General features: G+C 62.5%; 25 protein-coding genes and 1 pseudogene. 10 read left to right on the top strand and 16 right to left on the bottom strand.

Annotated features, from left to right (window positions below; translation table 11 throughout):
* Positions 1-71 precede the first annotated feature (71 nt).
* Positions 72-464: a flavin reductase family protein gene (locus EVC45_RS32130; protein ID WP_306770809.1), complete on the bottom strand. Its 393-nt coding sequence runs from the start codon at positions 462-464 to the stop codon at positions 72-74.
* Between the two features lie 115 nt (positions 465-579).
* On the opposite strand from EVC45_RS32130, the gene acsA reads away from it, so the two are divergent.
* From acsA to EVC45_RS32105, 5 genes are read left to right on the top strand one after another with little or no spacing between them, the layout of a single operon-like run.
* Entirely contained in the window at positions 580-2,346 is a 1,767-nt protein-coding gene (gene acsA, locus EVC45_RS32125) for an acetate--CoA ligase (RefSeq protein ID WP_129962195.1), read from the top strand.
* Positions 2,343-3,365: a pyruvate dehydrogenase (acetyl-transferring) E1 component subunit alpha gene (gene pdhA / locus EVC45_RS32120; RefSeq protein WP_129962194.1), complete on the top strand. Its 1,023-nt coding sequence runs from the start codon at positions 2,343-2,345 to the stop codon at positions 3,363-3,365. Before acsA ends, pdhA begins: the two co-directional genes overlap by 4 nt.
* Positions 3,362-4,336, top strand: coding sequence for an alpha-ketoacid dehydrogenase subunit beta (locus tag EVC45_RS32115; RefSeq protein WP_129962193.1), 975 nt, complete (start codon positions 3,362-3,364; stop codon positions 4,334-4,336). The genes pdhA and EVC45_RS32115 overlap by 4 nt, the downstream gene beginning before the upstream one ends.
* Positions 4,337-4,364: 28 nt before the next feature.
* Positions 4,365-5,564 carry a dihydrolipoamide acetyltransferase family protein gene (locus EVC45_RS32110; protein ID WP_129962192.1) on the top strand — a complete coding sequence of 400 codons (1,200 nt, stop codon included), beginning with the start codon at positions 4,365-4,367 and terminating at the stop codon, positions 5,562-5,564.
* Positions 5,561-5,812 (top strand): acyl carrier protein, encoded by a 252-nt coding sequence (locus EVC45_RS32105; protein WP_129962191.1) that lies wholly within the window; start codon positions 5,561-5,563, stop codon positions 5,810-5,812. Before EVC45_RS32110 ends, EVC45_RS32105 begins: the two co-directional genes overlap by 4 nt.
* Positions 5,813-6,120: 308 nt before the next feature.
* Here EVC45_RS32105 and EVC45_RS45825 read toward each other — a convergent pair whose 3' ends face one another.
* From EVC45_RS45825 to EVC45_RS32095, 3 genes are all read right to left on the bottom strand, one after another.
* Positions 6,121-6,261 (bottom strand): hypothetical protein, encoded by a 141-nt coding sequence (locus tag EVC45_RS45825; protein ID WP_168991577.1) that lies wholly within the window; start codon positions 6,259-6,261, stop codon positions 6,121-6,123.
* Positions 6,262-6,464: 203 nt separating this feature from the next.
* Entirely contained in the window at positions 6,465-7,277 is an 813-nt protein-coding gene (locus EVC45_RS32100; protein ID WP_211193508.1) for a hypothetical protein, read from the bottom strand.
* Positions 7,278-7,560: 283 nt separating this feature from the next.
* A complete protein-coding gene (locus tag EVC45_RS32095; protein WP_129962190.1) occupies positions 7,561-8,217 on the bottom strand; it encodes a dienelactone hydrolase family protein in 657 nt (218 codons plus the stop codon).
* Positions 8,218-8,675: 458 nt separating this feature from the next.
* Between EVC45_RS32095 and EVC45_RS32090 the strand changes: the two genes are divergently transcribed.
* Positions 8,676-9,662 (top strand): ribose-phosphate pyrophosphokinase, encoded by a 987-nt coding sequence (locus EVC45_RS32090; RefSeq protein ID WP_129962189.1) that lies wholly within the window; start codon positions 8,676-8,678, stop codon positions 9,660-9,662.
* Positions 9,663-9,744: 82 nt separating this feature from the next.
* Here the strand turns inward: EVC45_RS32090 and EVC45_RS32085 are convergent, their stop codons facing one another.
* The 4 genes from EVC45_RS32085 to EVC45_RS48010 form a co-directional block, all read right to left on the bottom strand.
* Entirely contained in the window at positions 9,745-10,239 is a 495-nt protein-coding gene (locus EVC45_RS32085; protein ID WP_129962188.1) for a BCAM0308 family protein, read from the bottom strand.
* Between the two features lie 101 nt (positions 10,240-10,340).
* Entirely contained in the window at positions 10,341-10,883 is a 543-nt protein-coding gene (locus EVC45_RS32080) for an Hsp20/alpha crystallin family protein (protein ID WP_129962232.1), read from the bottom strand.
* Positions 10,884-10,947: 64 nt separating this feature from the next.
* Positions 10,948-11,475 (bottom strand): flavodoxin, encoded by a 528-nt coding sequence (locus EVC45_RS32075; RefSeq protein ID WP_129962187.1) that lies wholly within the window; start codon positions 11,473-11,475, stop codon positions 10,948-10,950.
* Between the two features lie 192 nt (positions 11,476-11,667).
* Positions 11,668-11,841, bottom strand: a complete 174-nt coding sequence (locus tag EVC45_RS48010; protein WP_168991576.1) for a poly-beta-hydroxybutyrate polymerase N-terminal domain-containing protein — start codon at positions 11,839-11,841, stop codon at positions 11,668-11,670.
* A 421-nt stretch (positions 11,842-12,262) separates the two neighbouring features.
* Between EVC45_RS48010 and EVC45_RS32065 the strand changes: the two genes are divergently transcribed.
* Positions 12,263-13,045, top strand: a complete 783-nt coding sequence (locus EVC45_RS32065) for a helix-turn-helix domain-containing protein (RefSeq protein ID WP_129962185.1) — start codon at positions 12,263-12,265, stop codon at positions 13,043-13,045.
* A gap of 138 nt (positions 13,046-13,183) precedes the next feature.
* Positions 13,184-13,381, top strand: a complete 198-nt coding sequence (locus EVC45_RS32060) for a hypothetical protein (RefSeq protein ID WP_306770812.1) — start codon at positions 13,184-13,186, stop codon at positions 13,379-13,381.
* 90 nt (positions 13,382-13,471) lie between these two features.
* Here EVC45_RS32060 and EVC45_RS32055 read toward each other — a convergent pair whose 3' ends face one another.
* The 5 genes from EVC45_RS32055 to EVC45_RS32035 form a co-directional block, all read right to left on the bottom strand.
* Positions 13,472-13,942: a universal stress protein gene (locus EVC45_RS32055; RefSeq protein ID WP_129962183.1), complete on the bottom strand. Its 471-nt coding sequence runs from the start codon at positions 13,940-13,942 to the stop codon at positions 13,472-13,474.
* A gap of 286 nt (positions 13,943-14,228) precedes the next feature.
* Entirely contained in the window at positions 14,229-14,792 is a 564-nt protein-coding gene (locus tag EVC45_RS32050; RefSeq protein WP_129962182.1) for a YSC84-related protein, read from the bottom strand.
* A gap of 185 nt (positions 14,793-14,977) precedes the next feature.
* Positions 14,978-15,448, bottom strand: coding sequence for a YbhB/YbcL family Raf kinase inhibitor-like protein (locus EVC45_RS32045; protein WP_129962181.1), 471 nt, complete (start codon positions 15,446-15,448; stop codon positions 14,978-14,980).
* A 53-nt stretch (positions 15,449-15,501) separates the two neighbouring features.
* Complete coding sequence (locus EVC45_RS32040) at positions 15,502-17,571, bottom strand: [FeFe] hydrogenase, group A (protein ID WP_129962180.1); 2,070 nt, start codon at positions 17,569-17,571, stop codon at positions 15,502-15,504.
* A 246-nt stretch (positions 17,572-17,817) separates the two neighbouring features.
* A complete protein-coding gene (locus EVC45_RS32035; RefSeq protein ID WP_129962179.1) occupies positions 17,818-18,081 on the bottom strand; it encodes a hypothetical protein in 264 nt (87 codons plus the stop codon).
* Positions 18,082-18,390: 309 nt separating this feature from the next.
* On the opposite strand from EVC45_RS32035, the gene EVC45_RS32030 reads away from it, so the two are divergent.
* Complete coding sequence (locus EVC45_RS32030) at positions 18,391-18,663, top strand: hypothetical protein (protein WP_129962178.1); 273 nt, start codon at positions 18,391-18,393, stop codon at positions 18,661-18,663.
* 285 nt (positions 18,664-18,948) lie between these two features.
* Entirely contained in the window at positions 18,949-20,064 is a 1,116-nt protein-coding gene (gene ald / locus EVC45_RS32025; protein WP_129962177.1) for an alanine dehydrogenase, read from the top strand.
* Positions 20,065-20,501: 437 nt separating this feature from the next.
* On the opposite strand, the gene EVC45_RS32020 is transcribed toward ald, so the two are convergent.
* The 3 genes and pseudogenes from EVC45_RS32020 to EVC45_RS47730 all read right to left on the bottom strand — a co-directional run bounded on the left by EVC45_RS32020 (position 20,502) and on the right by EVC45_RS47730 (position 21,113).
* Positions 20,502-20,801 (bottom strand): hypothetical protein, encoded by a 300-nt coding sequence (locus tag EVC45_RS32020; protein WP_129962176.1) that lies wholly within the window; start codon positions 20,799-20,801, stop codon positions 20,502-20,504.
* A 31-nt stretch (positions 20,802-20,832) separates the two neighbouring features.
* A pseudogene (locus tag EVC45_RS47735) lies at positions 20,833-20,985 on the bottom strand (Hsp20 family protein); the annotation flags it as partial.
* On the bottom strand, positions 20,919-21,113 hold the full coding sequence (locus tag EVC45_RS47730; RefSeq protein WP_306770808.1) for a hypothetical protein: 195 nt from the start codon (positions 21,111-21,113) through the stop codon (positions 20,919-20,921). The gene EVC45_RS47730 and the pseudogene EVC45_RS47735, both read right to left, overlap by 67 nt.
* Positions 21,114-21,372: the final 259 nt, after the last annotated feature.

Here is a 21,372-nt window from a genome sequence, read left to right as displayed (position 1 = left end):
TTTCCGCCTTCTTTGCCGTGGGACGGATAGAGCCGGTCATGGACCTGCATGCGTAGACTGAAGAACTGCTGCTATCGAACCAGCATCTCGCGTCGGTTCGTTCCCGATTTGAAGCGTAACCCCTCTCCATCGACCACAAAGACACCGTATCCGCGGTGATGCAGCATCCTCGGTTTAAGCTTGGCGCGCCGGCCCCTTGTGCGCACGACCTCCAGCACAACCAGCTCGTAGCGCGGCACGAGCCACGTATCGACCACCCCGAATTCGAGGTGCGCGAAGCACTCCAAGACGATCGGAGCGTCGACTTCCTGTGCCGCGAGAGGCGTCAGGTCCGTTAATGCAAACTTGTCGACGTCACGACCGCAACAATTGCCCACTTCGATCACTTGCTGCGCGAGTGACTGGTCCGGCACCGCAATCACGCATTCTCCGCTTGAACGTAGTCGCGGTAATTTGATGCACATCAAGAGTGCCCGGCAGATCGGAACAAAGAATTGAATCCACGGCGCCTCGACTGTGCCGGCGCGAAATGGACTGCAGCGCGTTCCCTGGAGCCGCTTCAGGATGGAAACCGCAGAGATGAACCTACAACCGATCATCCGCAAGAGCGCTGCCGACCTGCGGATCACACCGAATTTTGCCGACTACGAGGGCGAGCGCCGCCGCTTCTCGTGGGAAACGGCGGCCCATGAAATGCCCGCGCAGCCGGGAGGCGGCATCAATATCGCCTGGCTGGCAGTGGATCGCCATTGCGACGGGCCACTTCGCACAAAAACCGCATTACGCTTTCTTGCCCGCAACGCCCCCGCCACGAATATCAGCTATGCCGAACTTGCGGCGCTCGCGAACCGGTTTTGCAACGTCCTGCGCAAGATCGGCGTGCGCAAAGGCGACCGACTTTTCATCCTCAGCGGACGCATTCCCGAACTTTATGTCGCGCTGCTTGGCGCGCTCAAGAACGGCACTGTCGTCTCGCCGCTCTTCTCCGCCTTTGGGCCTGAGCCCATTGCAACTCGCGTGAACCTTGGCGCGGGTACGGTGCTCGTGACGACAGATCTGCTCTTCGAGCGCAAGCTCGCGCATTGCCTCGACCAGATGCCCAGCCTGGAACATGTACTGCTGGTGGCGGAAGACGGAGGCCAGACAGCCGTTCCCGGCACGCGCGACCTGGCCACGCTGATGGCGCAGGCGTCCGATACTTGCGCCTGCGAGCCAACATCAGCCGACGACCTCGCGCTGATGCATTTCACAAGCGGCACCACGGGCATACCGAAGGGCGCGCTGCACGTGCACGGCGCCGCGCTCACACACTGGGTGACCGGCCGCTACGCCCTCGATCTGCACCCCGACGACGTCTACTGGTGCACTGCGGACCCGGGCTGGGTGACCGGCACGTCGTACGGTGTCATTGCGCCATTGCTGCATGGCGTCACTTCTGTGGTCGACCGTGAAGAGTTCGACGCCGAGCGCTGGTACGGCATCCTGCAGGACGAGCGCGTTTCGGTCTGGTACACCGCGCCTACCGCGATCCGCATGTTGATGAGGGCCGGCGCGCCGATCGCGAGGAAGTACGCGTTCCCGCAGTTGCGTTTCGTTGCAAGCGTCGGCGAGCCGCTGAACCCCGAGGCTGTCTGCTGGGGCAAGGAAGTGTTGGGGCTGCCGATTCACGACAACTGGTGGCAGACCGAAACCGGCGGCATCATGATCGCGAACACGCCGGCATTCGACATCAAGCCGGGCTCGATGGGCCGCCCGCTGCCGGGCGTCGACGCCGCGATCGTCGAGCACCTTGAAGACGGGGGCTTCCGGGTTGTCGAGACGCCGGACACCCAGGGCGAGCTTGCTCTCAAGCGCGGCTGGCCGGCCATGTTTCGCGGCTACCTGAACAACGAAACGCGATACCTGAAGAGTTTCGCGGGCGACTGGTATTTGACCGGCGACCTCGCACGGCGCGACGCCGACGGCTACTACTGGTTCGTCGGCCGCGCCGATGACGTGATCAAGTCGGCCGGCCACCTGATCGGCCCTTTTGAGGTCGAAAGCGCGCTGATGGAGCATCCCGCCGTGGCGGAAGCCGGTGTCATCGGCAAGCCGGATCCAGTGGTGGGCGAGACCGTCAAGGCGTTCGTCGCGCTGAATCAGGGCTATAAGGCGGACGAAGCGTTGCGCATGGAGTTGCTCGGCCACGCCCGCAAGCGTCTCGGCGCGGCTGTCGCGCCGAAGGAGCTCGCGTTCGTCGCGCAACTGCCCCATACGCGTAGCGGCAAGATCATGCGCCGGCTGCTGAAAGCGCGTGAACTCGGCCTCGCCGAAGGCGATACCTCAACGCTGGAGTCCGGATCATGACGACAGTCGATCACCCCGCTCCGGCGCCTCCCTGCGGACCGGTCCCGTACGACGAAACGCTCGCTCGCGCCCTCTTGCGCGACATGCTGCGTGTGCGCCGGCTCGAAGAGAAGTGCGCGGAGCTCTACGGCGCGGGCAAGATTCGCGGCTTTCTGCACCTGTATATCGGCGAGGAGGCGACCGGAGTCGGTGCGATTCATGCGCTGGACGCCGACGACAATATCGTCGCCACGTACCGCGAGCATGCGCATGCATTGTTGCGCGGCATGGACATGGGCGTGCTGATGGCGGAGATGTACGGCAAGCTCGAAGGCTGCGCGCATGGCCGGGGCGGATCAATGCACCTGTTCGACCGCAAGACGCGCCTGTTTGGCGGGAATGCCATAGTGGGCGGCGGTCTGCCTCTCGCAGTGGGACTTGCGCTCGCCGACACGATGCAGCATGCCGAACGTATCACCGCGTGCTTTTTCGGCGACGGCGCGGTGGCCGAGGGCGTATTCCACGAGTCGATGAACCTTGCGGCGCTTTGGCAACTGCCGGTGTTGTTCTGCTGTGAGAACAACCTGTATGCGATGGGCACGGCGCTCGAGCGCAGCCAGTCGCAAACTGATCTCTGCATGAAAGCCGCCTCATACCGCATCGAGACGCGGCGTGCGGACGGCATGGACATCGTGGCCGTGCACGACGCGACGGCCCAAGCCGCAGCGTATGTACGCAGCAAGCGGCAACCCCTGTTCCTCGAATTGCAGACTTACCGCTTCCGCGCGCATTCGATGTACGACGCGGAACTGTATCGCGACAAGGCGGAAGTCGAGCAATGGAAAACGCGCGGACCAATCCACACGTTCACGGAGCGGCTCAAGGCCGAGGGCAGGCTCAGCGAAGCAGAATTCCTGGCGCTCGACGCCGAGGTCGAAGCCGAAGTTGCGCAGGCGGTCGCATTTGCAGAGGCTGGCGCCTGGGAGCCGGTCGAAGCCTTGACGAAGTACGTTTATACGCAACCGGGAGAAGAATCGTGACGCGCCGGCTCAGCTACCGCGAGGCATTGCGCGAGGCATTGCGCGAAGCGCTCAGCCGGGACGCGCGGGTCTTTCTCATGGGCGAGGACGTGGGCCGCTATGGCGGCAGTTATGCCGTTTCCGCCGGACTGCTCGACGCGTTCGGCCCCGAGCGCATTCGCGATACGCCGCTCTCCGAACTCGGATTCACGGGCGCGGGCATTGGTGCCGCGCTTGGCGGCATGCGTCCCATCGTCGAAATCATGACCGTGAATTTCAGCCTGCTGGCGCTCGACCAGATCGTCAATACGGCCGCGCTCTATCACCATATGTCGGGCGGTCAGTTCTCGGTGCCGCTCGTCGTGCGCATGGCAAGCGGCGCCGGGCGCCAGGTCGCGGGGCAGCATTCGCATAGCTTCGAGGGCTGGTACGCAGGCATCCCGGGGATCAAGGCGCTTGCGCCCGCCACCATAGAAGATGCGCGCTACATGCTTGCTGCGGCGCTCGCGGATCCTGATCCGGTGCTGATCTTCGAGCATGCGGGCCTCTACAACATGGAGGACGAACTGCCCGACACGACCGGCGTCGACATCCGCTCCGCGAAAGTGCGGCGCACGGGCAGCGACGTGGCGATCTTCGCCTATGGCGGATGCCTGCACAAGGCGCTCGAGGCGGCGGACCTGCTGGCCAGCGGCGGCGTGAGCGCCGAGGTGGTAGACCTGCGCGTGCTGCGGCCGCTCGACGATGCAACCATCATGGCCTCGGTCGCGAAATGCCGGCGCGCGGTGATTGTCGACGAGTGCTGGCGTAGCGCGAGCGTGGCTTCGGAGATTGCAACGCGCATCGTCGAGCAGGCGTTTTACGAGCTTGACGCCCCCATTGCGCGCGTGTGCGCCGAGGACGTGCCAATCCCGTACGCGCGCCATATGGAAGAAGCCGCGCTCCCCCAGGCAACGACAATCGCCGACGCCGCGCGCAGGCTGCTGACGTGATGCTAGTGGCGCACCCGGAGCATGACACATGATCGAGTTCAAGCTGCCTTCGATGGGTGCGGACATGGACGAGGGCACACTCCTCGAATGGAAGGTCAAGCCGGGCGATGTGGTGAAGAAAGGCCAGGTCGTGGCGATCGTCGACACGAGCAAGGCAGCCGTCGACATCGAGAGCTGGCAGGAAGGCACCATCGACGAGCTGATGCTCGAGGCTGGTGAAAAGGTGCCGGTGGGCACGACCATCGCCACCCTGCTGGAGCCTGGGGAAGCGCCCCCTGCCACGCGCCCCGCGCGCAAACCGTCGCACGAAGCGGGCGGCCCGGTCTCTCAGACCATCTCTGCCGGTGCGCCAGTCGGCGTGCCTCTGGGTGCGAACGTTGGTGCGCCTGCAACGCGCCGCAAGATATCGCCCGCTGCGCGCAAGCGGGCGCAGCAACTGCACATCGACCTCGATACCGTGATTCCCACAGGCCCCGATGGGGCCGTCATGCTCGAAGACGTCGAGCGAAGCTCCGCCATTGCCGGCGGCGCCGCGCCGGAGGGCGCAGGGGGCGACCGGCTTGCCGCGATGCGTCGCACCATCGCCGCCGCGATGGAACGCTCGAAGCGGGAAATCCCGCACTACTATGTATCCGAGACGATCCCGCTCGGCCGCATGCTGGCGTGGCTCATCGCGGAAAACGCAAAGCGCTCGATCGAGGAGCGGCTGTTGGCCGCCGTGCCGCTGATCAAGGCGGTGGCCCTCACGTTGCGGCGCTTTCCGGATCTCAACGGCTTCTATCGCGACGGTGGCTTCCACGCCGCGCCTCGCATCCACGTTGGCATTGCGATCTCGCTGCGTCATGGCGGCCTCGTCGCCCCTGCCCTGCTCGACGCCGACACGAAACCGCTCGCCCAGTTGATGCGCGAGCTGAGCGACCTCACGAGCCGATGCCGCGCGGGCTCATTGCGAAGCTCCGAGCTGTCCGAGCCCACCATCACGGTGACTAGCCTCGGCGACCAGGGCAGCAGCGAAGTTCTCGGCATCATCTATCCGCCGCAGGTCGCGCTGGTCGGATTTGGCCGCGTCGCGGAGCGGCCATGGGCCGAGCACGGCGGCCTGAAGGTCATGCCTACCGTCACCGCGAGCCTCTCGGCCGATCATCGCGTCACCGACGGCCATCGCGGCGCGCGCTTCCTGGTCGAACTGGGCGAGACCTTGCAGCATCCCGAGGAGCTGGATCAATGAACGAAGCCGAACTTCGCGCGGTCGTGCTGGCCACGCTCAAATCCATCGCGCCCGAGATCGAGGAAGCGACGCTGCGCACCGATCGGCCGCTTCGTCATCAGGTCGATCTCGATTCCATCGACTGGCTGCACTTCCTCACGCAATTGCACGAGAAACTGAAGGTGGAAATTCCCGAGTCCGACTACGCGCGGCTCGTGACGCTCGATGGCGTCGTCACCTATCTCGCGCAGGCATGCAGGCGCTCGTAGCTGCATTCGAGCGTGCGTTCGACGACGTCACGCGCATCCGGATCGGGGCCCTACCTGCTGAACGTCCCGATCAGTTGCGGATGGGCTCGGCTTCAACATGCGCAGGCAAGCCGGCAGCGACACAACCTCTCGCACGGCGTGAGCGCGAATTTCGTCGATCGACGGTAGCACACACCGCTGGCCATCGCGCATGACGGTGCCTGGCAACGGAGCACCGTCGAGCATTTCATGCGCCAGCGCGAGGCGGTCCTCCAGAATACGGCCGCCCCCATCACGGCTGCCGAATACCTGCTTGCGGCTCGGCAGTGTCACCTTGCCCTCCGAACGCTTGCGGCGCGGCTCGTATAAATGTCCGAGAGTTCGGCGACTTCGCCGTTGTAATCGCCCTTCAGTGCGCGCTGTTCGACGTCGACGTCGGCGCGTTCCAGATCGGCTTGTCGGTTTGCCATGGCGAGTAACCTCAAAACGTGCGTGTATGGTCGTTGATCCGAGAGGTCCAGCGTGGCATACCGAGGCAGATGTGCATAGCGTTCCAGCCGCGAGCGATGTCGCCATACCGGCCCGATTCTCGCGAAGACGGTACTGACCAACGGATCCATGACAAGTGGTTCGGCATACAGTAGGAGCTCTGAAAGGACAGCGGGCAACGCGCCTACGAACCCATTTGCAGCGCTGCCGTGCACTGTCGCGCATGAGCCTGCGCGATCTCCAGATAGTCGAGCGTACGTCGGCGCCAGTGCCTGACACGTCCGATCTTGCGGTCGAGGAGATGAGCCGCAGCCAGTCTTGCCCGCACACTCGCGCGGAAACTTTGATAAAAATGCAGCAGGCACGGATCGACGGGGTCCTGCATCGACGCGCTATAGGCATCGAGAATCGCCCTGGCGGTCCCGGGCGCGCCGAGACGCTCGCATTCGAGCGCGAGAAATCCCGCTTCATCGAGGGTGTCGATTGTCCTCAAACGCTCTGAAAACTCCAGACAATCAATGATCGCTACCGGTCTCGTCAGGCAAATGTGTTCGGGACGCAGATCGCCATGACATTGCCTGACCCAGCCGTGCGCGACGCGCTGTTCGAGCCGGGCCGCGCAACCGGCTACCGCCGCGCGCTGCGCTTCGCACAGTTGTCGCACCGCAGCGGCCCGTCGGCTCATGATGCGGACCAGCACCGACTGGTTGCTTGCGATTTCCGTCAGAAAATGCGTGCGATATTCGGACGCACTCAACTTGCCGGGAGGCAAAGAACGGTAGAACGTGCCGAGCCTGCGAACGATCCTTGCGATATCGGGTTGCCCCACCGCACCTCGCGTGAGCACGCGGTCAAGCATCAGCCCGGCAGGCAATCGACGCATCTTGATTAGCCAGTCGACAACTTTCCCCGAGGCACCGACGCGCATCACGCCATCGGCACCGAGCGTCAGCGGAACCACACCCAGATACACCGATGGCGACAAACGGCGGTTCAACCGAAGTTCCGTATGGCAGCTTCTTTTTCGTGCAGCGACACTGCGCAAATCCACGCCGTCGTAGCAACCAGGCTTCTTCATCTTCCACGCATGGCGCGCAGTGAGGAAAACCCAGGACAGATGCGTTTCGATCGCCTCCACACGGCGTGTCCGATCGGGCCATGCGTCAGGTACGCGCAGCCGGGCGACCTTCTGCTCGGGTGGCACGGAACTGACCGGACTTCGCACCCGTTTGATGTTGCGCTTGCGAAAACCGACCCGAGCCATCTTTTATTGACTACCTTCAATGCGTCCGGCCATCTGCCAGCTTCGACGCAAACCATTGGACGGCAAGACGCTCTACGAGCTCCAGCTTGCCCGGTTCTTCGAAAAGGTGCGTCGCCCCCTGGACGATCACGATCTCGTGCTCGCATGCCATCTGCTCCGCAGCTTTGCGGTTCAGGCGAATCACCTCTTCATCGAGTTCGCCGACTATCAGCAAGGTCGGGGCGACCACGGATGGCAACGCTTCGCGCGCCAGATCCGGCCGCCCTCCGCGCGACACGATCGCAAGCACTTTGGGTATTTCCGCCGATGCGGCCAACGCAGCCGCGGCCCCTGTGCTTGCGCCGAACAGACCTATTGGGAGCGCGTCGACGAGGGACTGCCCGCGCAGCCACCCAAGTGTTCCAACCAGCCTGCGCGTCAGCAGCGGAATATTGAAGCGATATTCGGCCGTAACGTTATCGTGTTCCTGTTCGCCGCGCGTCAGCAGGTCGAACAGCAACGTCGCCATGCCTGCTTTCTGCAAGGCTTTCGCTGTCTGACGGTTGCGAGGGCTGAAGCGGCTGCTCCCGCTTCCGTGCACGAAGACGATAATCGCGCTCGCATCGTGCGGGACACTCAGCGTACCTTCGAGCTGCACGTAGTCGACTTCGATGGCGACATCCATGGTTTGCATACAACCTCCTAATTGCGCCCCGGCATCTCATCGCTAATGCGAAATGAACGTCCAAAGCGCCGCCATGCCCATCACGGCAGTTGCAATCCATCCGAGTGCGTGAGAACCACCCCTCAAAATGCTGGGCTGTGCGCTGTCGTCGACGCGCATCGGTTCTCCTCGGCAAGGATCAACCCGGGTCCGACGGCTCGTATGGGCCATGGATCCCTTACCGAGCATATGGACGCGCGCAGCGTCGATATTGATCCTCATCAAACGCACGAGACACGCGCTCAGCTATCGATCCGCCCGCTGCGGCTGCCCTTGGCGCTCCGCGACTCGACCGCCATCGTTCGTTGCGTGGCGCGTCCCGGACATGCCTTGATCTGTATCAATCGCGAATAGCGGGACCCACACACACTGAATATGCGTGGCGACCCCGTGGGTGCCGATCGCGTCGAAAGGAGAACCCCGCCATCATGATTGCGACCCATCCTGTGATTTTCGCGTTGGACGCGAGCCGCGCCTTCGGCGAAAGCGTGGCGCGCCATCTCGGCCTCGCCCTGTCTGAGCACGAGGAACGCAGCTTCGAGGACGGCGAGCACAAATCCCGGCCGCTCGTCAGCGTGCGTGGGCGCGACGTCTATGTCGTCCAGTCTCTGTACGGCGACGCGCAGCAAAGCGTCAACGACAAGCTCTGCAGGCTGCTCTTTTTTATCGGCGCACTGAAAGACGCAGGGGCCTCCTACGTCACGGCGGTCGTACCCTACCTCTGCTATGCGCGCAAAGACAAGAAGTCGCAACCGCGCGACCCGGTCACCACCCGCTACGTCGCGGGCCTGTTCGAATCGGTCGGGGCCGGGCGCGTTGTCACGCTCGACGTGCACAACCTCGCCGCCTATCAGAACGCGTTCCGCTGCAACACGGAGCATCTTGAGGCGAACGGCTTGTTCGTGTCCTGGTTCGCGCCGCTGCTCGCCGATGAAGACGTCGTCGTAGTGTCCCCCGACGCGGGCGGTGTCAGGCGCGCGGACGATTTCCGCGAGCGGCTCTCCCGTGCGCTCGGCCGCACTGTCCCGGCCGCGTTCGCGGGCAAGCTGCGCGCGCTGGGGGTCGTCACGCACGAGCCGATTGTGGGCGACGTCCGGGATCGTTGCGCGGTCATCGTCGACGACCTGATCAGCACCGGTGGAACATTGTCCGCGACCGCACGCGATTGCCGCGCGCTCGGCGCCAAGGCCGTGTATGCGGCGGCGACGCACGGCCTGTTCGTGGGTGCCGCGTCCGAAACGCTCGGCAATGAGGCGTTGACGGGCATCGTCGTCACGAACAGCGTGCCGGCCTTCCGTATACCGGACGGCGCGCTCAGGCAGAAGCTCGCCGTCGTGGATTGCAGCGTGCTGTTCGCGCAAGCGATCGAGCGGCTGCACAGCGGCGGCTCGATCAGCTCGCTGCTTCAGCGCTGACGGCGCTCGATATGCCGCTGCGGCCGCTGCGCGAGTTCCATCTGGCAGCGCGTGTGACGTGCACAGTGCCTTGTCCGCCTCGCTAACGTCGCCAATGGACGCGCACGAGCGATTCGCCAGGGCCGTATTTCAGTTCGAGCTTGCCCTGGAAGTCTGCTTTCAGCGTCGTACCGATATCGCGAGCGAGGTGAACATCGGTGGTCGTGATAACCGTCGTTGTGCCGTCCTCGTCCACGGACATGATCCGCTGCATCGGATGCTCGGCCTTCGCGCGCGCTTCGTGCCCACGCACGATCTGCATGACCTCGTCGTGGTGCGCAGTCGCGAACTCGCCATCGATATGGACATAGCCGGCCGGCAGTCCATCCGCGATGCGGCGACATGCCGTGCAGAGAACCTGCTCGGCTTCTTTCGGAGGCGCTTGCCAACGCCAATGCCCGCCCTGATGGACGGCGCCGCAGTTTTTGCAAACCGCCGGCTCCGGAAGTTTGCCACGCGCCGCGTATGGATCCTGCTCGAGCCCGGGATACACGTCGAAGTGCTCTCCTGGTTTGAAGGGCCTCGTGCGATCGTTCATGCGAACCCCCTGCTGTTGCGCTTCATATGTCATAACCGAAAGAACCAACGAATCGGATCGCGGCGGTCGCCGCGATCCGATTCCATCCCTTCCCTGTCCGCTCAACCCGCCTTGACCGGAATCTTCTTTTCCGCCTTTTGCGCTTCCGCCGTCTTCGGCAGTGTCACGGTCAAGACGCCTTTCTTGAAAATCGCTTCGATCTTGTCCTTGTCGACGCCCTGCGGCATGTCGAAGTAACGCTCGAATGAGCCGTAACGGCGCTCGTGCAGGTAATAGTCCTTTTTCTTTTCTTCCTTTTCTTCGTTCTTCGCACCCTTGATCGTCAGGCCGCCGTTGGCCAGTTTCACCTCGATGTCCTTCTCTTCGAGGCCAGGCAGTTCGGCCGTGATCTCATAGGCCTTGTCGGTCTCAGCGACGTCTACCGCCGGCATGGACGTCAAGGCCCGCTCGCGGCGCCAGAACGGCTCGATGTCGAAAACGGAGTGGCGCATCGGCAGCATCTTGAAGCCGCCGTCGAAATCGTCGAACAGGCGGTCGATCTCCCGGCGCAGGCTCTCCATTGGATGCCAGCTTTGCAACGGCCACGAGCGCTCGGTGCTCTCTGCCGATTTCTTGACGGGTACTTTGCTGGTCGGCTCGCTCATCATCAGTCCTCCTTCAGGTCAATGGAGATTTCATGATCGTCTGGCAGATTGGTTCCGGATTGATTCAAGTCAATTCTCTTTGATTCGCGCCGAGCTGCTGAATTTCCGCGAGCTTGCGTTCGATCCGTTCGACGAAATCAGACAAAACACGGCTCGCGTCTCCGTGCCGGGCTTCGCGCGCCGTCACGCAGCATTCGGCGAGCGGCGCGGCCCCACAGAGTGCGTTCATTTCCTTCAGCGCGGATTCGCCGCCGCGCCGCGCGAAGCAGCAGAAAAACGCCACCCGATTCAACCTCTCGAAGTTCGCATACAGGTAGGCGCGCACCGGCGACGACACGGTGCCGGACCATACCGGCGATCCGATCACGACGAGATCGTAGTCGGAGGCATCGTGCTTTGGCGGGGCGATCTGCGACGGTCTCGCGTGCATGGCCTCGACGAGCGAGCGCACGTAGCCAAATGGGCCGCCGCGAGCACCACGGTCAACGATCTCCTCGACGTCCGCCCCGAGCATCCTGGCAAGCACGGACGCAACTTTGCGAGTTGTCCCCGAGCGGGAATAGAAGACCACGAGAATCTTGTTGGGCGTCATGGCTCGCTCCTTCAGGCGCTGGTTGCACAGGGTGACTTTGGTCCGCACTTGTTCAGAATAGGCGCGCTGCGGTTGCGGCCACTGATGGAAATCAAGAAACGAGCGAAAGCCCCGTTCAGTCGCCAGACGACCGTTTGGGGTTTGTCTTCAGCGCCTTGATTTCGTCGAGCAGCAGCACGCGCGGCGTGTGAATCAACGAACGCCCCGCGCAATCGCGATATGCAGGAGCCAGTCCGCCATCTCGAGGACCGCCGACGATGGCGACAGCCCGCCGCCAACGCGGCCACGCCAGCGTGCGCCGCACGAAGACGCGAGGCGCGCTCGAGGGGCGGCCGACGCGTCGGGCGTTTGTCGGTCGGACGCCACGCACAGGTCATTCGACGACTCTAGATCATCGACTACCGCGCGCACGCCGTTGAAGCGCTAACGCACCGGCGGCTCTCCAATCGCGAGTTCGTCGAGAACGGGCTCGTCCGCGATGCAATCCGCCACAAGCTGTTCGCCGACGAAGCCGACCAGCCGCCCGCTCGCCCCGTCGTGCGCCAGGAATATTCCTACAGCCGCTACCCAAACTCCTGGCCCCACTTAAAGCTCGGCCGATTTTTTTTCGAGTTACGACCGCCAATACTGGTTGACATGGACACCACCACGTCAGCCTCCAAATCGAAGATCTTGCTCCTCGACGAGGCCGGCGAATCCGGGCGCCTTCCGGCGTTATCGCTGGCGTGACCGTCCATCGTCAGCATCGTGCTGCCCAGTTATTGCGCGTAGCCAAACGGAGTCGATCATGCTAATTGCAGAAGCCTGCGAACCCGCATTCCGCGCGCCCCGTCCCGCAACCGTGACGCCGATTCACGCGATCCAGGCCGATGTCCCGGCGGCACATCGGAGATCGCGCTGCTCCACGTGCTCGATGCGTGCGGTCTGCATGCCGCCCGAACTGACGCCAGAGCAGCTCGCGAGACTCGACTCGGTGATCTTCTCCACGCGCTCGGTCAAACGCGGCGAAGTGCTATATCGCACCGGCGACACCTTTCAGAGCATCTACGCGATTCGCGCCGGGTCGTTCAAGACCATGGTCATGCATCGCGACGGTCGCGAACACGTCACCGGCTTCCAGATCGCCGGCGAAGCGTTGGGCCTCGACGGCGTCTGTGCCGGCAAGCAGAACTGCGATGCGATCGCGCTCGAGGATAGCGTCGTGTGCATCATTCCGTTCGCGCAGCTCGAGGCGATCTGCCGCGAGATGAAGCCGATGCAGCACCACATCTATCAGATGATGAGCAGCGAAATCGTGCGCGAATCGAGCCAGATGATGCTGCTCGGCACGATGAGCGCCGAACAGCGCGTCGCGACGTTTCTGCTGAACCTGTCAAAGCGCTTCAAGGCGCGCGGCTTTTCCGCGGCGGAGTTTCATCTGCGCATGACGCGCGAAGAGATCGGCTGCTTTCTGGGCATGAAGCTCGAAACCGTGAGCCGGATGTTCTCGAAGTTCCAGCGTGAACACCTGGTGAACGCGAACGGCAAGACCATCCGCATCGTCGACGCGCACGGATTGGCTCAGGTTTGAGGACGGCCACCGCGCCACCTGCCGCGGACCATCGACGCGGCGCGCTCTACAAGGAGAACGATCATGTCATCCGCCACCACCGCACCGCATTGCGCCAACCATGGCGATCCAGTTCGCGGGATCCCGGCCGAGCGGCCCATGCAACCGGAGAAAAACTTCGCCGACGTCGACGTCGATCGGCTTCTGTCCATCGCGCGTGGCGCCGGCATGCTCGTGATGCTCGATGCACAGATCGGACGCGAACGGTATCAAAGCGTGGCGGGCTCGGTCGTGTCGCTGCAGCGCTTTGCGGCGGCGCTTTGCCAGATGCTGCTCGCCGAACGCACAGCGGGTTGACGAGTCCGGAAGGTCGTCCGGCGTATGGCCCTTGATGCGCTGGGCGCCGGGATTCCATCCTCCGCCGGTGCGCCCCCTGCCTCCGGCAAACTATGCGGCGACGGCTTCGTGCTTGCCCTCTTCGCGAAGCAGCAACACCGGACACCGCGAGAAGCGCACAACCTGCTCGGCCACGCTGCCGATCAGCAGACGCCGTACCCCACGGCGTCCATGCGTGCCCAACACGAGCAGATCGGCATGGGCCTGATCCGCGTGGCGCAGCACGGCGCTGGCCACGTCGTCAGACAGGTTGTTCGTTTCGTCCAGTTCGGCGCGACATTCCACGCCGGCTCCAGCGCAAGCCCGCTCCGCCTCCTGCAGCACTGAGCGTCCGTCCTTGCGCACAGCATCGATATAGGCGATCGGATCGTAATAGCCGGCGTAGGAGAAGAGCGGTGTCTTGTCCACGATATAGAGCGCATGCACGACAGCCTTCGTCAGGGCAGCGAGACCCACAGCGTCTTTCAGTGCACGCTTCGACGAACTGCTGCCGTCGAGCGCAACGAGGATGTTCTGGTACACGGTGATTCTCCGATAAGATCGTCATGTGCTTCGGCAACGGATACGCAAAGCATGGGGAGTGGAACGGCGCCGGTCCCCGTAAAGGCTGGAGATAACGAGCTGAAACAGAGAAGTTGCGCGGTTACATCATCGACCTCGATGCGACAGCCGGCTTGATCTGGGTCAACCGTCACCGCATCGCAAGCACCGCCGTACCCGGCCACATTGCCGCTGAGCAATTCGTGGAGCGCGCGCCGGTCGCTAATCCAGAAAGAGAAGCCCCGGTTCGACGGAGCTCTCGCTCACGTCAGAGATTAAGCCGCGTAATTCGTTGACCCTGCAGGCCGAGCCCGGCCATCAACCCCTGCTGGCCGAAGATAAATGCGTAGACGTCGGCCTGAAGCGTTGTGGTGTTCATCGTCCTGGCTGCGCCCGCGTCCGCGACTACGACAGTGGGGCCTACGCCAACGGCCCATCCACTGCTATCGAAGGGTTGCCGCGCGGCTGCATCGGTCATCAGGAACAACGCCTCCGAGAGCGTCTGAGCGCCAACCTGCAGGCCCCACGAAACCGCGGTGGCTCTGAAGTAACCGAGGACTTTACCGTCCGGGCCGAACAGCACGCCTCTTCCGCCTTGCGCGCCAACCCCAAAGCCCGCCCGGAGGATGTCCGGGAACACGAGAACCGCCTTCGCCCGATCATGAAGGTCCCGGGCCGTGGGGGCCGTCTCGAGCAGTTGCTGGAGCGCCGCGCGCGCTTGCGCCTCCAATTCTGGATCACCCGTCCCCGAGTTAGAATTCTGCTGAGTCGAACAGGCCATTGCGAACAACAGAAGCGAGACTGCAAGAAAAAAACGCAGATACTTGCTCATGACAGACGCTCCATTCAGAGGGCGACCTCGCGGTATGAAACGAACTACCACCTTGCGATCTTCCCGAGTGCTATCGATAGCGGTACCTGCTTGCCGTCAAGACAATCGGACCTCACTCTTACCTCGACATCACGGGCTTGGAACCAGGGGCGTTCGACGACGTCAGGCTGATCCGGATTGAGGCCTTACTTTCGGAACGTTCCGACCAGTTCCGCATGGGCCACCACATGACCTTTCATCGCTTTTTCCAATGCTCCTTTGGCAGGAAGGTGAAGGTCGGGCAACAGCGTGTCGAGCGCATACAGCTTGAAGAAGTAGCGGTGACGGCCAATCGGCGGACACGGGCCGCCGTAGCCAGTCTTCCGGAAATCGTTAGTGCCCTCGAGCGTGCCCGCCGGTAGCTGGTTCGCGGCGATTCCCTCTTCCAGACTCCCGGTCGTCGGCGGAATGTTGTAGAGCAGCCAGTGGACCCATGTCATGCGCGGTGCGGCAGGATCGGGCGCGTCCGGGTCTTCGACTAGCAGCGCCAGACTTCTGGCAAGGGAGGGCACGCCGGACCACGCCAGCGGCGGCGACACGTCCGCGCCCTTGCAGGTATAGCGGGCTGGAATCTCACCGCCGTCGCGGAAAGCCTGTGAGCTCAGGATCAGGTTCATATCGCCTTGCCACTCCTTCTTACAGTCACGACGCTGACCGAAGTACTGTGCGCCTAAATGAGTTCCCTCACCAGTTTTGTAATCAGAGTTCTAAATCTTCTGCCTTCGACGACAGTTTCAACATCGATGCGAAACAAGCATCGTTCGCCCGTAGGCGTCACGGCGGTCAATTCGTCTGCATCCGCGGCCGACTCCATCCGATGCCTGACGTATCCGGATCCATATTTGCGGGGCGGCAGACGGCTATCGATCAACTTCCTGACATCCGAAATCCCCTGAATCCGACCGATAGGAGAATCCGTTTCCCACACTATTCCGGGATGCAAAAGGCTAGTGGCACCGGCGGCGTCCCGTCTGTCGACGCAGTCGAGAAATTGCATCAGAAGCAGTCGTTTGGAATTTCGGGCGGCATAGCTCGTGTGGAGTAGAGCGTGTGCGCTTGCCGAGTTAGGTCGTCCCAGTTCAGTTGTGTAAAGACGTGCGACATCCTCATTTTGATGCGAGCAACGTAGCGGCGCGAGCTTATCCATCTCATAGATCGCGTGCATGCGTTTTTCGAGGATCAGCGGATCCATGGACTTGGGTTCTCCACCTCCTCCCAGACATCCCCCCACACACGCCATGACCTCGATAGCAATGTATTCAGCGCGCCAGGTTTCCGTCTGCAGCATTCGCTGCGCTGCCCCGATGCCGTTACAAACGGCGACCTTGCCTACACCTGAGATTTCTGCCGTTTTCACGCCCTCGCCCACGCCGCGAAGCTGATGCCAGTCCAACGCAGGCATGCTCTGGCCGGTCAGGTGAGTCACCGCACGCGCGATCGCCTCCATCACACCGCCCGATGCGGCGAAAATCTGTGCGGCGCCACTACTCTCGCCAAGCGGATTGTCGAACGCTGCAACTTCCGGCAGCGCGTTGAAGGCAATGCCTCGCGCCTTGATCATCCGGGCCAGTTCACGGGTAGTAAGAACATGGTCGACATCGCCGGCAAGTCCCGGCCGGGCAGCCTCATCCTTCTTGGCAGTGCAGGGCATCACGCTGACGACGTACGGTTCAGCGTCGCCTTGCGCGAAGTCTCGGCCGAGCCCGCGTGCGAAGGGGCCGCGCTTGGAGAGAGCACCGTGCATTTGCTGCGGCGATTTCGCCGTGCATAAATAGGGCAACAGATCCGGCCGGTTGATTTCGATCCAGTTCACCCACCCAGGGCAGCATGATGTAAAGAGCGGCAATACCCCTTCATTCCGCAGACGTGAAAGAAGCTCTGCCCCTTCTTCAATGATCGTCAGATCGGCCGCGAAGTTTGTGTCGAACACATAGTCAAACCCTAGTTGCCGGAGTGCGTTGATCATCCGTCCGGTGCTTACCGTGCCCGGTTGCATCCCGAATTCTTCACTGATTGCCACGCGCGTTGCGGGTGCAACCTGAACGACTGATACCCGCCTGCGCGAGTCGAGCGTATGGAGAACGTTGTGCCAGTGCGGCGTCTCGACCAGAGCGCCAGCGGGGCACACGAGCGTACATTGACCGCAGGAAATGCACTGTGTGTCGGCTAGGGGCCGGTCAAAAACCGTAACGGGCAAGCGGCCCGATCCACGCTCGGCGAATCCGATTACGTATTGTTGCTGCCCCGGTTCGCCACAAGCCTCTACACACAAGCCGCATTCGATGCACTTCGAAAGGTCGCGCCAGATGCTCGGCGAGGTATGGTCGGTAAGCGTATGCAGCGGATGTTCCGCTGCCCCTCGTGGGATCTTCTGCCACCCGTCTTCCAGCTGATACTCGTTGACAAAGCTTTGAAAACTACAGGAACCGCTTACCTCGCATCGCATGCAGTCGTTCGGGTGGCGCGCAAGGAGCCACTGTGCGTCCACGTTGCGAAACGCCCGCAGATCGGCTGAATCCGTCACGACGACATCGCCCTCGTTGGCCACGGTCGCGCAGGCGGGTTGCGGACGCTCTTTCCCCTCTACTTCCACGAGACAAATGCGGCATACCGCGTGGGACGGCAGACGCGGATAGTAGCAAAGCGTGGGAATATGCACTCCGGCTTTCGTGGCTGCATCGAGGAGGGTGGACCCGTCACCGACCTCGACGGATTTTCCATTGATAGTCATCCGGATCATTCGCATCTCCAGCCACTCGTGCTGTTCGCGCCAGGAAGGTCCTGCAGCGCTCCGAACCGCCAGAAGCAATCGCCTGCCTCCGCTTCGTCGAACTCGGCATCCACCCGTGGCGTGGACATTTCTGCGGGCGATCTGCCCCCGGCGGCGGCGATGCGCGGGAGATCGCCGAATGCATCGTGCAGCTCGTCGACCGACGGCGCGATTGCGGTTATCGCCATCTCCCGCTTGCTCTGCGCCCTCGCGCGATTATTCCGGTGCCTCTCCTTCAACCATCTCCGGGTCAATAAATCCCAACGTTTGTCGAGGATCCTGAATATGGACGGCAGCTACGACGGAAACTGACGGCACGCAGATCTCGATGTCTCCGCGGGTGATCTCCGTCATCGTGCCGCTTGCATCAACAGCGTCGCAAAGCAGCATGCACCAATCCTTGTTGCGGTGATGCTCGTGGAAGACAACTGGGGAGAGATCACCCCAATGCTTCCCATCCAGAATGACTAGCCAGCGCATTTTCTTGCTCCCCTTGTCGATTTACCGGAAACACGGATACGAGCCCGTTCTGGAGCCCTGTGCCCGCGTGGCCACATACAGGTCACGGTCCGTACCCCTGTCGAGCGGTTGCATGCTGAACAAGCTCGTCGCCAGGCGAGAAAGCGGAACATGCCGAGTGCGGCGGTGCTTACCAAGAGCATGGTCCACGGTTCACCGATCAAGATTGACACACGTCAATGGCCTGTTCCTGTCGCGATCAGCAGGTCGGATCCGCCACCTCTCCATAACGCGTGCAATTGGAGCGCCTTCGTCACACGAAAGCTCATAGTGAAGCAATCCCGCAAAAAGAGATTCTTCGGGTTACTGGGTGGCATCGCGCTGGTTCTCGTCCATAACCTCTTGCTGCACGAATGGCGCATCGTCATCACGCTACTCGGGTGGCTGACGATCGTTCGCGCGGTCGTGACAATCTTCATGCCGCAGTGGATCTCTGCAGCCGGTAAGCACTTGCTCGAGTCGCGGTGCCTCCTCATCGGCGCTGGTGTCGTGGACACGCTGCTCAGCCTCTTTCTGTGCGGCTGCGGATACCTGAACGCCTGACGGCGACGAGATCTCGACGAATGTTCATCGCCGTGGGAGCCGACGCGTTCGCACCCGCCAGTGCCGGGCCGTCGTGCGCACGACCGAGCGCCGCGATCGCCTCCGCGCCGACGCCATTGACCTGGATCAATCCCCAGCAATAGACCTGGCGCTAGCCTGATTTCCGTGGCCGCGCCCGCATTGGCGCGGCGCCTGGCGTGCGGCTCGTCGTCGGAGAACTGACGCTCAAGCGTTCGTGATCGGCGCCTCGAGGCGAGGCGCAGACGTATTCGACGGAGAAGCGGCATGCAGATCGGCGTCCCAAGGGAAATCAAGAACCAGGAATACCGTGTGGGCCTCACCCCAGCGAGCGCCCGGGAACTCGCACGCCGCGGACACCAGGTGCTGATCCAGAAGCAGGCCGGCGCGGCCGTGGGTCTGTCCGACGAGGCGTACATGGCCGCGGGCGCCACCGTCTGCGGCGACGCGAGCGAAGTCTGGTCGCGCGCGGGCATGATCATCAAGGTCAAGGAGCCGCAGGCCGCGGAGCGCGCCATGCTGCGGCCGGGCCAGATACTCTACGCGTACCTGCATCTGGCGCCCGATCGCGACCAGGCCATGGCGCTGATCGCATCCGGCGCGGTCTGCATCGCTTATGAAACGATTACCGGTCCGGCCGGCGGGCTGCCGCTCCTCGCGCCGATGAGCGAAGTGGCCGGCCGCATGTCGATTCAGGTGGCCGCCGCCAGTCTGGAGAAACCACATGGCGGCATGGGGTTGTTGCTCGCCGGCGTGCCCGGAGTCGCGCCCGGTCATGTCGCGATCCTCGGCGCGGGCGTGGTCGGCACGCACGCCTTGCAGATGGCGGTCGGCATAGGCGCGCGCGTGACGATTCTCGATACCAACGTGGAACGGCTGCGGCAGCTCGATCTGATTTTCGGCAACCGCATCACGACGCTCAGTTCGAGCGCGCACGCGATCGAGAAAACGGTGCTGAGCGCCGACGCCGTGATCGGCGCTGTCCTGATACCGGGCGCAGCCGCCCCACGACTCGTCACGCGCGAGATGATCGCCGCAATGAAAAATGGCGCCGTCGTAGTGGACGTCGCGATCGATCAGGGCGGATGCTTCGAGACCTCGCGCGCCACAACGCACGCGCAGCCCACCTACGTCGTCGACGGTGTGGTGCACTACTGCGTGGCTAACATGCCCGGCGCAGTGCCGCGAACGTCGACCTTCGCGTTGACGAACGCCACCCTTGGCCATGCGATCACGCTTGCGGAGAAGGGCTGGAAGCGTGCCATGGCCGACGACGCGCACCTGCGCGCCGGCCTGAACATATGCGAGGGCCGAGTCACCTATGAGGCCGTGGCACACGCGCTCGGCGAGCCTTACGTGCCCGCGCACGATCTGCTCGGCTAAGGCCGCAATTACAGGGTGCGGTGCCCGGTGATTGACTGCGCGACATCGCCGTCCTGCTCAAACAGATTCAGGTGAAGCACCGCGTTGGTATGCGGTCCGCGCAGGAGACGCACAAGACGGAAAGGACGCCACGTTTCAGGATCGGACCACCGATTGATCAGTCTCCGCGACACGGATGCAGGCCTGATCGGTGCGCGCCTCGCGCGGCCGGGCCAGATGCCGGGGCAGAAGGACAGCCTCAGACACGCATCGAGTGCGAGCCAACGCATGCTCCTTTAATGCCCAGGCAGGTACGCCTGGCGCGGCCAGCGAGCGCGCGCTCCCGTAACGTGCCGCTGCCGGGACCGCTTGAATGCGCAGAAGCCTGGCGCTCTTGCAAACTGAAGTGGTTCGACGAGCGTGAAGGAATGTCCCCAGTCTTCTCCGAGGTGCTTCCGTCAGGCCAGTCGAACGACCGTGTCACGCATGGCGCCGTCCTCCCAGACGTCCTTGTACTTTTCGAGCAACGACCGATAGTCCTGGTCTTCCATCAGTTTTTCGTTGATTTGCTGCATCTTGTCAAGACTGTCCGAATCAAAGTGCCAATGAACCTTCAGGCTACCAAATTGCTCGACGCCGAAATGCATTTGAAGGGAATAAGACTTGTTGAGGTGGGCGGTAACCTGGGATGCGAAAGCCAGTGCGGACGGCAATAGCGCCGCGTTCTTGACCGTGGAAGTGCGGATAAACCTGTACATGATTGTGCTCCTGAAAATGTACCTTTTACTTTCACCAACAATCACCGAAATCAAGCCGCTCTGATAGGAATTTCTGCTCGGCGTATCGTGATTCCGGCGTCATGGGCAGCGAGACTGTCAGAATTCCTTTTTTGAAATCTGCTTCGATCTTTTCGCGATCGACGCCATCCGGTAGCCGGAAGTAGCGTTCGAATGTTCCAAAGCGTCGTTCGTGAAGATAAAAGTCCTTCTTCTTTTCTTCTCCTCCCGCTTCTCACCCTTGATCGTAAGACCGCCATTGGCGAGCATCACCTCGATGTCCCTTTCGTCCATTCCCGGTAATTCAGCTGCAATGTGATCGGAAGAACCCCAAGCCCGCAGTCGACCTCCTCGAAGTGACGATCCACCTCCCGGAGCAGGGCCTCGACACGGTGTCATACCTATAGCGGGGCCGAAGCCTGAGTGCTCGCTGCCTCACTCTTTACAGGCAAATTCGTAGCTTGTTCCTTCATGACGGCAATGTCCCAATGACAGTTGAAGGTTGGGACGGCGGGTGCGGCATAGGTTAGGCGACCTTTCGATCATGGTCAAT

The sequence above is a fragment of the Paraburkholderia sp. UYCP14C genome, assembly GCF_004197395.1.
Lineage (GTDB): Bacteria > Pseudomonadota > Gammaproteobacteria > Burkholderiales > Burkholderiaceae > Paraburkholderia.
This window is presented reverse-complemented; position numbering and strand designations above follow the sequence as displayed.

Bases quoted from the DNA above. Each gene is read 5' to 3' on its own strand.
- EVC45_RS32130 (WP_306770809.1), bottom strand. From the start codon at position 464: ATGTGCATCAAATTACCGCGACTACGTTCAAGCGGAGAATGCGTGATT.
- acsA (WP_129962195.1), top strand. From the start codon at position 580: ATGAACCTACAACCGATCATCCGCAAGAGCGCTGCCGACCTGCGGATC.
- pdhA (WP_129962194.1), top strand. From the start codon at position 2,343: ATGACGACAGTCGATCACCCCGCTCCGGCGCCTCCCTGCGGACCGGTC.
- EVC45_RS32110 (WP_129962192.1), top strand. From the start codon at position 4,365: ATGATCGAGTTCAAGCTGCCTTCGATGGGTGCGGACATGGACGAGGGC.
- EVC45_RS32105 (WP_129962191.1), top strand. From the start codon at position 5,561: ATGAACGAAGCCGAACTTCGCGCGGTCGTGCTGGCCACGCTCAAATCC.
- EVC45_RS45825 (WP_168991577.1), bottom strand. From the start codon at position 6,261: ATGGCAAACCGACAAGCCGATCTGGAACGCGCCGACGTCGACGTCGAA.
- EVC45_RS32095 (WP_129962190.1), bottom strand. From the start codon at position 8,217: ATGCAAACCATGGATGTCGCCATCGAAGTCGACTACGTGCAGCTCGAA.
- EVC45_RS32090 (WP_129962189.1), top strand. From the start codon at position 8,676: ATGATTGCGACCCATCCTGTGATTTTCGCGTTGGACGCGAGCCGCGCC.
- EVC45_RS32085 (WP_129962188.1), bottom strand. From the start codon at position 10,239: ATGAACGATCGCACGAGGCCCTTCAAACCAGGAGAGCACTTCGACGTG.
- EVC45_RS32080 (WP_129962232.1), bottom strand. From the start codon at position 10,883: ATGAGCGAGCCGACCAGCAAAGTACCCGTCAAGAAATCGGCAGAGAGC.
- EVC45_RS32075 (WP_129962187.1), bottom strand. From the start codon at position 11,475: ATGACGCCCAACAAGATTCTCGTGGTCTTCTATTCCCGCTCGGGGACA.
- EVC45_RS32065 (WP_129962185.1), top strand. From the start codon at position 12,263: ATGCTAATTGCAGAAGCCTGCGAACCCGCATTCCGCGCGCCCCGTCCC.
- EVC45_RS32060 (WP_306770812.1), top strand. From the start codon at position 13,184: ATGCAACCGGAGAAAAACTTCGCCGACGTCGACGTCGATCGGCTTCTG.
- EVC45_RS32050 (WP_129962182.1), bottom strand. From the start codon at position 14,792: ATGAGCAAGTATCTGCGTTTTTTTCTTGCAGTCTCGCTTCTGTTGTTC.
- EVC45_RS32045 (WP_129962181.1), bottom strand. From the start codon at position 15,448: ATGAACCTGATCCTGAGCTCACAGGCTTTCCGCGACGGCGGTGAGATT.
- EVC45_RS32040 (WP_129962180.1), bottom strand. From the start codon at position 17,571: ATGATCCGGATGACTATCAATGGAAAATCCGTCGAGGTCGGTGACGGG.
- EVC45_RS32035 (WP_129962179.1), bottom strand. From the start codon at position 18,081: ATGCGCTGGCTAGTCATTCTGGATGGGAAGCATTGGGGTGATCTCTCC.
- ald (WP_129962177.1), top strand. From the start codon at position 18,949: ATGCAGATCGGCGTCCCAAGGGAAATCAAGAACCAGGAATACCGTGTG.
- EVC45_RS32020 (WP_129962176.1), bottom strand. From the start codon at position 20,801: ATGTACAGGTTTATCCGCACTTCCACGGTCAAGAACGCGGCGCTATTG.
- EVC45_RS47730 (WP_306770808.1), bottom strand. From the start codon at position 21,113: ATGGACGAAAGGGACATCGAGGTGATGCTCGCCAATGGCGGTCTTACG.